The sequence below is a fragment of the Mycobacterium marseillense genome, assembly GCF_010731675.1.
GTDB lineage: Bacteria > Actinomycetota > Actinomycetes > Mycobacteriales > Mycobacteriaceae > Mycobacterium > Mycobacterium marseillense.
The window spans coordinates 1,027,410-1,039,187 of record NZ_AP022584.1 but is presented as its reverse complement, the minus strand read 5'-3'; the positions used below and the strand labels follow the sequence as shown (position 1 = coordinate 1,039,187).

At 67.5% G+C, this 11,778-nt stretch carries 10 protein-coding genes, 1 pseudogene and 1 riboswitch; all 11 genes and pseudogenes read left to right on the top strand.

Annotation, left to right across the window (positions count from 1 at the left end; translation table 11 throughout):
• Positions 1 to 86 precede the first annotated feature (86 nt).
• Positions 87 to 262: riboswitch (M-box (ykoK) riboswitch) on the top strand.
• 412 nt (positions 263 to 674) lie between these two features.
• Positions 675 to 1,844 (top strand): PPE family protein, encoded by a 1,170-nt coding sequence (locus tag G6N26_RS04700; protein ID WP_083019670.1) that lies wholly within the window; start codon positions 675 to 677, stop codon positions 1,842 to 1,844.
• Positions 1,845 to 2,118: 274 nt separating this feature from the next.
• Positions 2,119 to 2,354 (top strand): annotated as a pseudogene (locus G6N26_RS04695) (type VII secretion protein EsxI); the annotation flags it as partial.
• A 619-nt stretch (positions 2,355 to 2,973) separates the two neighbouring features.
• Positions 2,974 to 4,233: a PPE family protein gene (locus G6N26_RS04690; RefSeq protein ID WP_083019668.1), complete on the top strand. Its 1,260-nt coding sequence runs from the start codon at positions 2,974 to 2,976 to the stop codon at positions 4,231 to 4,233.
• Positions 4,234 to 4,300: 67 nt separating this feature from the next.
• The gene (locus G6N26_RS04685; RefSeq protein ID WP_083019666.1) at positions 4,301 to 5,701 is read left to right on the top strand and encodes a PPE family protein; all 1,401 of its coding nucleotides are present in this window, start codon (positions 4,301 to 4,303) and stop codon (positions 5,699 to 5,701) included.
• Between the two features lie 61 nt (positions 5,702 to 5,762).
• Entirely contained in the window at positions 5,763 to 6,086 is a 324-nt protein-coding gene (locus G6N26_RS04680) for a DUF732 domain-containing protein (RefSeq protein ID WP_067172110.1), read from the top strand.
• A 101-nt stretch (positions 6,087 to 6,187) separates the two neighbouring features.
• The gene (locus tag G6N26_RS04675) at positions 6,188 to 6,511 is read left to right on the top strand and encodes a DUF732 domain-containing protein (protein ID WP_067172112.1); all 324 of its coding nucleotides are present in this window, start codon (positions 6,188 to 6,190) and stop codon (positions 6,509 to 6,511) included.
• A 297-nt stretch (positions 6,512 to 6,808) separates the two neighbouring features.
• A complete protein-coding gene (locus G6N26_RS04670; protein WP_082991462.1) occupies positions 6,809 to 8,053 on the top strand; it encodes a PPE family protein, SVP subgroup in 1,245 nt (414 codons plus the stop codon).
• A gap of 169 nt (positions 8,054 to 8,222) precedes the next feature.
• On the top strand, positions 8,223 to 9,623 hold the full coding sequence (locus tag G6N26_RS04665; protein WP_083019679.1) for a PPE family protein: 1,401 nt from the start codon (positions 8,223 to 8,225) through the stop codon (positions 9,621 to 9,623).
• Positions 9,620 to 9,937, top strand: a complete 318-nt coding sequence (locus G6N26_RS04660; RefSeq protein ID WP_067171923.1) for a DUF732 domain-containing protein — start codon at positions 9,620 to 9,622, stop codon at positions 9,935 to 9,937. Before G6N26_RS04665 ends, G6N26_RS04660 begins: the two co-directional genes overlap by 4 nt.
• 131 nt (positions 9,938 to 10,068) lie before the next feature.
• Positions 10,069 to 10,776 carry an MgtC/SapB family protein gene (locus tag G6N26_RS04655; protein WP_276058275.1) on the top strand — a complete coding sequence of 236 codons (708 nt, stop codon included), beginning with the start codon at positions 10,069 to 10,071 and terminating at the stop codon, positions 10,774 to 10,776.
• 31 nt (positions 10,777 to 10,807) lie between these two features.
• Positions 10,808 to 11,734, top strand: a complete 927-nt coding sequence (locus G6N26_RS04650; RefSeq protein ID WP_067171919.1) for a sterol desaturase family protein — start codon at positions 10,808 to 10,810, stop codon at positions 11,732 to 11,734.
• Positions 11,735 to 11,778 lie beyond the last annotated feature (44 nt).

Here is an 11,778-nt window from a genome sequence, read left to right as displayed (position 1 = left end):
GTGACGCGCCGGTCGCGGGTAAGTGATTGTGATTGTGTTGCACGTCAATTTGACTCAGCGAAGCCCGAGTGCCACCATGGCCTGTGCAAGCACCTCGCTAGGTGAGGCGTCTGCACGGACATAGGCCACTGACCTCGAACGTCGAGAGACGCCCAGGGTCAGGACAGCTCCTCCCGGATTAAGGGTTGAGCCCAAGTGGCTTCCGGCCCTGGCGGGCCGGATACGCCGTGTGGTGCCGAAGCTCTGACGAGAGGGGTGCGCGCCCAACGGTTCTCGCGTTGGGCGCTTATCCCCGCGTGCAACGTATGGCATCCCCGTATGCCCTGGCCGCGAGGAGGTGAGAGCGAAGTGAGTCCCGGCGATAGTCCGTATCCCAGATCGATGACCATTTCGTTGCGATCCGACCCCGGCCACGTTTCGTAGCCCGATTCGGCTCGTTCCACATATTCTCGCGCACGCCAACGCTTTACGCGTGCGTGCGTGAGCGTGCGCGGAATTAGCCCGGCTGGCGAACCACGGCTGAGTTCGGTCTCTTGGTGAGGAGAACTCCGATGTCGCGTTGCGTGTCGGCGGCTATGGCCGCTGCGTTATCAGCGTCAATGCCAACACAATTCAGCGTCCACGCCGCCGCGTGCCCGACGCCAGTCGCAGCGAGCTAGGGGAGGGACCCGGCAATGTTCGTGGACTTCGCGATGCTCGCACCCGAAATCAACTCCGCGCGTATGTATGCCGGACCGGGATCGGGTCCGATGCTGGTCGCCGCGTCGGCGTGGAATGGCCTGGCCGCGGAATTGCGTTCGGCCGCACTGTCGTACGGGTCGGTGCTCTCGTCGTTGACCAGCGAGGAATGGCATGGCCCCGCATCGGCGGCGATGGCCGCCGCGGCCACGCCGTACGTGGCCTGGATGAGCAGCACCGCCACGCAAGCCGAGCAGGCCGCGGCCCAGGCCGAAGCCGCGGCGGCCGCCTATGAGGCCGCGTTCGCGGCCACGGTGCCACCGCCGGTGATCGCGGCGAACCGCACGCAGCTCGCTACGCTGATCGCCACGAACGTGCTGGGCCAGAACACGCCGGCGATCGCGGCCACCGAGGCGCAGTACGGCGAAATGTGGGCCCAGGACGCGGCAACCATGTACGGCTACGCCGGCTCCTCGGCCGCCGCGACCCGCCTGGCGATGTTCACCGAGCCGACGCAGACGACCAGCCAGGACGGGCAGGCCCGCCAGGCCGGCGCGGTCGCCCAGGCCACGGGCGCCTCGGCGGGAAACCAGCAGGCGACGTTGTCGCAACTGAACACCGCCGTACCGAACGCGCTGCAGACCCTGTCGTCGCCGACGGAATCGTCGACGCCGTCGACGTCGGGTCTGTCGTCGATCCTGGACCCGAACAGCAATTTCTGGAACACGATCACGTCGACCGGCGCGCTTGATCCGGCCCAGGTTGTGCAGACCGTGACGAGTTCGACGCTGATCGGCGCCAGCGCCGGCGCCCTCAACGACCTGGCGAGCGGCGCGCCGGTGGCGACGGGCATCGGAACGGGCGCCCAGGGCCTGTCGGGCTTGGCGGGCATGGGTAATGCGGGCGCGTCGGTCTCGGCGGGACTGGGCCGGGCATCCCTGGTGGGTCCGCTCTCGGTGCCGCCGAGCTGGGCCCCGCCCGCGCCGGTCGCCGGTCCGTTGGCGTCGACGTTGGGGGGTACCCCGATGGTTGCGCCGCAGCCGGCGATGGCAGCCGGTATGCCCGGAATTCCCTTCGGCGGCATGGGAAGCCAGGGACTCGGACGCGCTGTACCGCAGTACGGCTTCCGGCCGAACTTCGTGGTTCGCCCGCCCGCGGCCGGATAGTCACTGACGCGGGCCCGGCGCTCGCCGACCGGCGAAGTCCCGGCCTAACTGCGTGCCCGGCGGCGGGAAAATCGCTGCCGCCCAGATCTTTACATCGGCGGTTGGAGAAACTGTCGGCGCCGGCGCCGGGCCGATCTTCGCTCGATGGGGTCATATCACAATCGAATGTCGTTGTGTGTGAAGATAACCCATTCACAGCGAACTACCAGTCGCTAATCAGTGCCACATCAGGCTCGACGCGTCTAGTCGTATGAGTAGACCTTAGGAGGCCGGTGTGACGATCAACCGCCAGTTCGACAATGTCGACGCCCATGGTGCCCTGATCCGTGCCCAGGCCGTGTTTTTGGATCCCGAGCATCGGGGCTTGCTGCCGTCGACGTTGGGGCGGCTCGAGTTCGGGGGCGACTCCTGGTGATCTACGGGGGGCCAACTCCCACGGACAGACGATTCGGCGGTCCGCGGGTAGCAATCTGGCCGCCGCCGACAGCGTCGTCGGGCTCTAGCTGGGCGTGGTCGTATTCCGCGGAATTGCGGAATCAGACGGATGAGACGCGTGGTACACGACAGTGATGTCGAACCAAAGCGGCTTATCAATGCGCGAAACATTACGCAAGTGTTGTCAGGGGTGAATGTGATAGGACGCTTCTGGGCGCCATATTAAGGCGTGGTTATAGAAGGAATTTGCATATCGATCGATGCTGCCTGAGCAATTATTATCGGCAGGTGGTCCGATCAACGCATTGGCCCCATAACCCGTGGGTGAAGCCTCGCTAAAAGGGAAGAGGACGAGTGATTTACGCCACTGGCCTGGCGGTATTCACCAGCCAATCTCACACGCGGCAGCAGGCCCGCGACATGGATGTTTTACCTGAGTTTACCTGACGGGAACGCCGACTGAATAACTTTCGTGCACCCTTGTCAGTGCAAAAGCAATGAGGCTTAGCCACTAGTTTGTTTGCCAATTATGGCTCCCGGTTCGCAGTAGGGAAGGGGGCGCTTGCTGTCTTCAACACGCGGAACCTACATGCGCTTGAAAGCGGATTTCACGAGCGTGCTCAGCGCTGCGTGTTTGTCAAGACGTGGCCCGCGACGCCGTGATCACCACAGGCGCCATTCGAGGAGGTCCTAGATGCTGGATTTCGGTGCATATCCGCCGGAATACAACTCGGGGCGGATGTACGTCGGCGCCGGATCGGGGCCACTGCTCGACGCCGCGGCCGCATGGGACGAATTGGCCGCGGAGCTGCAGACGACGGGCGCGTCGTACAGCTCGACCGTTGAGACGCTCACGACGGGTCCGTGGACGGGCCCGTCATCGATGGCGATGGCCGCCGCGGCTGCTCCGTACGTGGCGTGGATCCATGCGACGGCCGCGCAGGCCGAAGAGGCGGGGGCCCAGGCCAAGCTTGCCGCCAGCGCCTACGAGGCGGCATTCGCCGCCACCGTGCCGCCGCCGGTGATCGCCGCCAACCGTGCGTTGCTCGCCACGTTGATCGCCACCAACATTTTGGGCCAGAACACCCCGGCCATCGCCGCCACCGAGACCCAATACATGGAGATGTGGGCACAGGATGCCGCCGCGATGTACGCCTATACGGCGTCTTCGGCGAGCGCCTCTGCGTTGGCGCCCTTCAGCGAGCCGCCGAAGACCACCAACGACTCGACCGGCGCGACGCAGGCGGCTGCGGTTACTCAGTCGAGCGCCCAGTCCGGTTCGAACACGGCGTCGCAGCTGTCCCAGTTGAGCACCACGATGCAACCGGCGGTGCAGACGGTGACCAACGGCACCTCGACGGGAGCCACCTCGACCGAGCTGACGACGCCGAGTTTCATCACCAACTGGAACGAGTTTTGGTCGGTCGTGACGGGGGTGTACTCGCCGCAGTCGTGGACCACCATCCCCGGCGGGCCCTTCTTGTCGTTCGGCCAGGCCTACGCGTGGGGGCAGAACGGGCAGGCCGCCGCCGCCTATCTGGCTGGACCGAAAGCCATTTCGGGCGCGCTGGCCCCCTTGACCAGCGGCACCAGCGCCGTCAAGCCCATGCTCAGCTCCGCGGTCGGGGCGGGGCAGGCGTCGGGGTCGATGGGCAAAGCCGCTCTGGTCGGCAGCATGTCGGTGCCCCAGGGCTGGACGGACGCCGCCCCGGCGCTCCGAACGGTCGCCCAGGTGTTGCCGGCCAACGTGGCGGCGGCGCCCGCCGCGCTGGCCGGCGAGGAGGGCGTGTTCAGCCAGATGGCCCTGTCCAGCTTGGCCGGCCGCGCCGTCACCGCCGCGGCGGCCCGTCCGGTCGGCGGCGCCGCCTCGACGGTGGGCGCGCTGGGCGGGGTTGCCGCGGAGGCCGATCCCGCCGCGGCAACCATCATCGTGATCCCGTGCATCGAGGAATGACCACGATGACCAAACCGCTTGGCAGCCAAGCCCTTCCGTCCGAACACCGAGGTAGGGGGTAGCAGGGATGTTTTATGGAGCCTTTCCGCCGGAGTTCAACTCGGGCCGGATGTACAGCGGTCCGGGCGCCGGATCGCTGGTGGCCGCGGCGACGGCCTGGCAGAGTTTGGCCACCGAATTGCAGTCCGCGGCGGCGTCTTATTCGTCAGTGCTCTCGAGCCTGACCTCCGGGCCCTGGGTCGGGCCGTCCTCGGTCGCCATGGCATCCGCGGCCGCCCCGTATGTGGCCTGGATGCAGCAAACCGCCGTCTACGCAGCGGAATCCGCAACCCAGGCGACCGAGGCGGCGACCGCGTACGAGGCGGCGTTCGCCGCACACGTGCCGCCGGCGGTGATCGCGGAAAACCGTGCGCTGCTGGCGCAATTAATGGCGACGAACCTCTTCGGGCAGAACACCTCGGCGATCGCCGCGAACGAGGCCCAATACGGTGAGTTCTGGGCGCAGGACGCCACGGCGATGGACACCTACTTCGCCTCCTCGGCGACCGCCTCCAACAAACTGACCGAATTCAGCCCGGCGCCCCAGACCACCAACGAGGCGGCCGAACCGATGCAAGCGGCGGCGGTGACGTCGGCCGCCAGCACCCCCGCGGCCAACGTGGCGAATGCCGCGGCGGCAGGGACGACCACGCTGCCCTACAGCGGGCCCTTCTCCGGAGCGGCGAACCTGGCCTACCTCTACCAGACTTTCATGACGGATCTCTTCAACACCGTCCCCGGCGGGGCGAGCTTCTACACGGCGATGTACAACGCCGTGAAGGTGCCGTTGGGCCTGACCACGCAGTTCAACGACATCGGACTGTTGGTTAACTTCCCGGTGTCGCAGTGGCTGAAGTTCGCGCCGCCCATCGCATACGGTGCGTTGCCCAAAGACGCGCTCGGCGCCGGGCTCGGGGCGTTGGGCTTCGGACGCGGCACCCTGTACAGCGCGATCAGCCCGACCGCTGGCATGGGGAACGCCGGCACCCTGGTCGGCAAGCTTTCGATCCCGCCCAGCTGGGCCACGGCCACACCGTCGGTCAGGACTGTCGCCGCCGCCCTGTCGGCCGCAGGCAGCGAGGCCGTGCCGGCCGCCGCGCTGGGCGAGGGCAGCTTGTTCAGTTCGATGGGGCTGGCCGGGATGCTGGGCAGCGCACTGGGCTCCGGGGGGCCGACCGTGGTCCGCGGCGGCGTCCGCAACCGGATGGCCGCGATCAAGGACGTCAAAGACAAGCAATCACCCGAACAGCTGAAACGCCTTGTCGCCCAAATCTCGGAGAAGCCCGAAAGCGTGCAGCACCACAACGTCGATCAGGAGAACCTCGACGCGCTGCTCGAGCAGTTGGCCAAAAAGCCCGGCATTCACGCGGTGCATCTGAAGAAGCCGGGCAAGTCCGCAATCCTGCCGACGGAAGCGCAGTTGGGTTAGGGGACAAGGCAATCGGTGTGCACGCGGCCGAGCGTGCGTGATGACAGAAGGGTGATAAGCGATGACAAGACTACTGGCACTCCTGGGTGCCTTCGCGACGATCGGCCTTGCCGCACCGGCCTACGCCGATCCCGGGCCAGACCCGGGCGGTGACGACGGCGGCTTCGTCGCGGCGCTGCAGCAATCCGGCTTCAGCTTTGCCACGCCGGGTTCGGCCGTCGCCGCCGGGCGGGCAGTGTGCTCGTGTTTGAACAACGGCGAATCCGGCCTGGAGGTCGTCCACGACGTGAAGACCCACAACCCCGGCATGGATATGGAGATGGCATCCAATTTCGCCCTGCTTTCCGCGAAGTTCTACTGCCCCCAGCAACTCTCCAAAACGTGACGCGCCGACCGGCCTAGGCCCTAAATGCGTTGTTGCACAACATGTCTGCGCCCTTATATCCGGCGCTGCGCGTGGCGCCCCGGCATGCGACAATCAGGATCATGAGACTGCTGCTGGCGCTGGGCGTCGGCGTTTCGGCTGCCGTCGGCCTGGCTTCGCTCGCGCACGGTGAACCGGGGACAACCGGCGGCGACGAGGCCGGTTTCCTTGCGTCCCTGCGTAGCGCGGGCATCACGTATTCGACCCCGGACGGAGCGATAAAGTTCGCCAAGGCCGTATGCGTGTCGATGGGGAACGGCGAACTGGGGCCCCAGATGATGGACGAATTGAAGAGCCAGAATCCCGGACTCACCAACGAGCATGCGACGTCGTTCTTGGCGATCGCGGCGAAATATTATTGCCCGCAGCAACTCAACAGGAGATAGCTCCGTAGCCCATGGCGACGGTGCGGCCGAGGGCACCTGAAATACATTGCGCTCGAAGTACATTGCCCGGCCACGCATGGAACCCACTCGGTCCACAGGTCAGCTGATTGCGCCCCCCATGCGGATCCTGAGAATTTCTCAGTCGCACGACGCGTTAGAGCGCTGCCGGTAAAACACATGGAATATACATATGCTCCACCGGCAAATCTCATGAATTCCATTTGAGCCGCAGCTCATTTGCGAAATGGCCCCATGTTCGTCCCTACCCTGGCACCAGAGCAGGACGGGAGGCGACGGGTGGACTTCGGGGCGCTGCCGCCAGAGGTCAATTCAGGACGGATGTACGTGGGGGCCGGATCGGGACCCTTGCTGGCGGCCGCCGCGGCATGGGATGCGCTGGGAGCCGAACTGTATTCCTATGCGGCGGCCTACAGCTCGGCGATCGCCGGCATGACCGTGGGGTCCTGGCTGGGACCGGCAGCGACGGCGATGAGTGCCGCGGCCGCACCTTACGTGGCGTGGGCCACGACGACGGCCGCGCAGGCGGAGCAGGTGGCGACGCAGGCCGGGCTCGCCGCCGCAGCCTACGAGACCGCGTTCGCCGCGACGGTGCCCCCACCGGTGATCGCCGCCAACCGCAGCCTGTTGATGACGCTGATCGCCACAAACATCATCGGCCAGAACACCGCGGCCATCGCGGCGGCCGAAGCCGAGTACGCCGAAATGTGGGCCCAGGATGCCGTCGCGATGTACGCCTACGCCGCCTCGTCGGCCGCGGCCACACAGCTGACGCCGTTCACCGAGCCACCGCAGACCACCGATTCGTCCGCGGCGGCAAGGCAATCCGCAGCGATCGCGCAAGGTGCCGCCTCGGACATCCCATCCCAGCTGTCGGAGCTGATCAACGTGACGCCGACGATGCTGCAAGGCCTGGCGACGACCCCGTCGGCAGCGGCGGCGACGCCGGCGGCATCGATCATCGAAGCGATCTATCCCATCACGGCCGCGCTGCGCCCCTTTTTCGCCGCCGTCACCGGCGCTTACAGCCCCATCGGGGCTCTCATCGTGCCCGGCGGCTGGTTCCTGTTTGCCCTCCAGCCCCTCGGTGTAGCCCAAAACGTGCCGGGCGTGGCCGAACTGCTTGGCGGTGGGAAGGACATCGCCGGGGGATTGTCGCCGCTGGCGCCGCTGCGGGGCGGCTACGTCTCCGCGGTGACACCAGAGATCGGGGGCGTGGCCGGGTCGATGGGCCGCGCGACCCTGGTCGGGTCGCTGTCGGTCCCGCAGGGCTGGGCCACGGCCGCGCCCGTGATGAGAACGGTCGCCTCGGTACTGCCGGGCGCGAGCTTGGGCGCCGTCCCGGCGATGACCGCCACGTCGCACGGGGCCATGTTCGGCGAGATGGCCATGGCGAGTGTGGCCGGACGCGCGCTCGCGGGCGCGGGCGTGCGCACCGTCAGCAACGGCACGACCGGCGTCGCCGCAGCGGCCGCCGATGGCGTCGCGACCACCGCCACGATCATCGTGGTGCCGGCGGATTGATGGGCGTTCGACATGACACCACTGGCATCGCCGCACCCGACCGGGGGGAACGACCAATGTCTCCTGTGACCTCACCGCCGCAAACGCCGGCGAGGCACGGGATGTTTGCCAGCACCCCCGGTCGGTCCGTGGCGGCCATCGGCCCGACGGGCGCGGGAAGGCCATGCCGATGACGTTCGCGCTCCAGCCCCCCGAAATCACCTCCGGCCAGATGTACACGGGTCCGGGGGTGGGACCGATGCTGGCGGCCGCCGCGGCGTGGGACGCGCTGGCGGCCGAACTGCAGTCCACGGCGTCGTCCTACGGGTCGATTGTCGAGGGTCTGGCCAGCGAGGCGTGGGCCGGCCCGTCTGCCGCCGCCATGGCCGCCGCGGCCGCGCCGTACGTGGCGTGGATGTCGGCGACGTCGGCGCAGGCTAAGACGGCGGCCGTCCAAGCCACGGCGGCCGCGGGCGCCTACGAGAGCGCGTTCGCGGCGGTGGTGCCGCCACCCGAGATCGCGGCCAACCGTGTCCGGCTCGCAACGCTGTTGGCTACCAACGTTTTCGGGCAGAACACCGCCGCGATCGCCGCCACCGAGGCCGAATACGGGGAAATGTGGGCCCAGGACGCCGCCGCGATGTACGCCTACGCCAGCGCGTCCGCGGCCGCCACGCGGCTGGCGCCGTTCCCCGAGCCACCGCAGACCACCAACCAGACGGGGATCGCCGCCCAGGCGGCCGCGCTGGGCGAGGCCACCGGCGTGGCGAGCGCCAGCGCCACGGCCGCGGACGCGGCGGCCCCACCCTCGGGCATCATCAGCGACTTGCTCGAGGCCATCGGCAACGCGTCCCGCGGTTACATGGAGTTCTGGGACCAGGTGCTCAACACCCTGACCGGGTCCCCCCTGGCGGGCACGACATGGCAGAACACCTTCGGGATCCTCGCCGACATCGGCCGGTTCAACACGGTAGCCAGCGAAGCCCTGGCCCCGTTCAACCTCGCCATGACGGAGTTCAAATACTTCTACAACCTGCCCGTCGAGGGCATGGACATCCCGAAGTCCGCGCTGGGAGCCGGGCTCGGCATGCGGTCGGCCGGCGCGGGGCTGACCAGCGCGGCATCGGCAGGCATGGGCGAGGCGAACGTGGTGGGCAAGCTATCGGTGCCGCCGACGTGGGCGTCGGCGACCCCGGCCATCCGGTTGGCCAGCGGCCTGGCGCCGAGCGCCGGCATCGCCGCGGCGCCCGCGGCCGGAATCCCGGGCAGCCTGCTCGGCCAGATGGCACTGGGAAGCCTGACCGGAGGAGCTCTCGGCTCCGTCACGCCGCACGTCGTCAGCGCCCGGGGCGTCCGGGCCCGCGCCGGGGGAGCGGCGACGCCCGCCGAGCCCGTCAAACTCGACGACGTCATCGCCAAGCTGCAAAAGCAACCGGAAGCCGTGCAGCACTGGAACGTCGACAAGGCCGGACTCGACGATCTGCTCGACCGCCTGTCGAAAAAGCCCGGCATCCATGCGGTGCACGTGTCCAGCGGAGACAAGCCCAAAATGACCGTGCCCGACGGCCTCGGAAAGGCGGGATCGGCATGAAAAATCTCGTTGCGCTGCTCGGCGCCGTCGCAGTGATCGGTTTCGCGGCGCCCGCGCACGCCGAGCCCGAGGGCGACGATGCGGCGTTTTTGGCCAACCTCAGCAACTCCGGCATCACCTACAGCAACCCCAGCCAAGTCATCACATCCGCCAAAGCCGTATGCGGGTTGATGGGCCGGGGCGAAACCGGTTTGCAGGTCGTCAGCGACATCAAGGACCAGAACCCCGGCATGACGATGGACGCCGCCGCCAAATTCGCGGCACTCGCATCGAGCGCCTACTGCCCGCACCACATCGCCCCCAAGGCCGGTTAGCCTGAGACTCGCCGCCCGCCGGGGAAGACGCCCGACGCCAGCGGTTCGGTTGGGCTCCACTTGCGGTTAACCCGGATTTGGTTAGCTCCCTTCGCCGTCTGCCATCCGGGAAGGAGCGTGTCGTGGAAACGATGAGCGCCGTCGATTTCGCGCTACGCCTCGGCGTCGGCGTGGGGTGCGGCGCACTGATCGGCCTGGAGCGGCAGTGGCGGGCCCGCCGGGCCGGCCTGCGCACCAACGCGCTGGTGGCCGGAGGCGCGACGCTGTTCGTCCTGTACGCGGCGGCCACGTCGGATTCCAGCCCCACCCGGGTCGCCTCCTATGTGGTGTCCGGTATCGGCTTCCTCGGCGGTGGCGTGATCCTGCGAGAGGGCGTCAACGTCCGGGGCCTCAACACCGCCGCCACCCTGTGGTGCTCGGCGGCCATCGGCGTGCTGGCCGCGTCCGGGCATCTGGTCTTCGCGTTGATCGGCACCGGCACGGTCATCGGCATTCACGTGCTGGGGCGTCCGCTGGGCCGGTTGATCGACCGCGACAACAGTGCCGACGAAGACGAAAGCCTGCTGCCTTATCTGGTGCAGGTGGTCTCCCGCCCCAAGCACGAGAAATACGCGCGCGCCCAAATCGTCCAGCATGCCGGCGGCAATGACATCACGCTTCGCGGGATCCACACGGGCCACCCGGCCGACGACGAGATCACCTTGACCGCCCACCTGCTGATGGATGGTGACGCCCCGGCCCGGCTGGAGCGCCTGGTGGCGGAGCTCTCCCTGCTGCCCGGAGTGCGGGCGGTCCAGTGGTACGCCGGGAACGACGTGCAGTCCGACGATCGTCGCTGAGCGTCGCGGTGTACGTCGTAGTCTTACCTGTGTGAGTGCCCTTTCCGGCTTCGTGTCCGCGCTGCCCCCGCAGATGCGGGACCCCGTGCTGGTCGCCGTTCCGTTCTTCCTGTTGCTGCTGACCCTCGAATGGACCGCCGCCCGCAAACTGGAACACCTCGAGGCGCGCCCGGCCTCGGGGGCGCACCGCGCCCGCGACTCGCTGACCAGCATCTCGATGGGGCTGGTGTCGGTGGCGACCACCGCCGCCTGGAAGACCCTCGCCCTGCTCGGCTATGCCGCCATCTATGCCTACGTTGCGCCGTGGCACCTTTCGGCGACCCGCTGGTACACCTGGGTGATCGCGATTCTCGGCGTGGACCTGCTGTACTACGCCTACCACCGGACCGCCCACCGGGTGCGGTTGATCTGGGCGACGCACCAGGCCCACCACTCCAGCGAGTACTACAACTTCGCCACCGCGCTGCGCCAGAAATGGAACAACAGCGGCGAGATCTTGATGTGGATTCCGTTGCCGCTGTTGGGAATTCCACCCTGGATGGTGTTTTTCGCCTTCTCGGTGAACTTGATCTACCAGTTCTGGATCCACACCGAGCGCATCGACAAGATGCCGCGGCCCTTCGAGTTCGTCTTCAACACACCGTCGCATCACCGGGTGCACCACGGAATGGACAAGGTGTACCTCGATAAAAACTACGGCGGCATCTTCATCATCTGGGACCGGCTGTTCGGCACCTTCCAGCCCGAGCTGTTCCGCCCGCTCTACGGCCTGACGAAGCAGGTCGACACCTTCAACATCTGGAAGCTGCAGACGCGCGAATACGTCGCGATCGCCCGCGACTGGCGCACGGCGAACCGGCTGAGGGACCGGTTGGGCTACGTGTTCGGCCCGCCCGGCTGGGCGCCGCGCGCCGCTGGTCGAACCGAGGCCACCGCCTCGCTCGTGACCTCTCTGTAACATCGGCGCTGCGCGGCGCGAAAAGCTGAACGGGGAGGACGGTT

Excerpts from the sequence above, each read along its gene's own strand:
- G6N26_RS04675 (WP_067172112.1), top strand. The coding sequence starts at position 6,188 with ATGAGACTGCTGCTGGCGCTGGGCGTCGGCGTTTCGGCTGCCGTCGGC.
- G6N26_RS04665 (WP_083019679.1), top strand. The coding sequence starts at position 8,223 with ATGACGTTCGCGCTCCAGCCCCCCGAAATCACCTCCGGCCAGATGTAC.
- G6N26_RS04655 (WP_276058275.1), top strand. The coding sequence starts at position 10,069 with ATGAGCGCCGTCGATTTCGCGCTACGCCTCGGCGTCGGCGTGGGGTGC.
- G6N26_RS04690 (WP_083019668.1), top strand. The coding sequence starts at position 2,974 with ATGCTGGATTTCGGTGCATATCCGCCGGAATACAACTCGGGGCGGATG.
- G6N26_RS04700 (WP_083019670.1), top strand. The coding sequence starts at position 675 with ATGTTCGTGGACTTCGCGATGCTCGCACCCGAAATCAACTCCGCGCGT.
- G6N26_RS04685 (WP_083019666.1), top strand. The coding sequence starts at position 4,301 with ATGTTTTATGGAGCCTTTCCGCCGGAGTTCAACTCGGGCCGGATGTAC.
- G6N26_RS04680 (WP_067172110.1), top strand. The coding sequence starts at position 5,763 with ATGACAAGACTACTGGCACTCCTGGGTGCCTTCGCGACGATCGGCCTT.
- G6N26_RS04660 (WP_067171923.1), top strand. The coding sequence starts at position 9,620 with ATGAAAAATCTCGTTGCGCTGCTCGGCGCCGTCGCAGTGATCGGTTTC.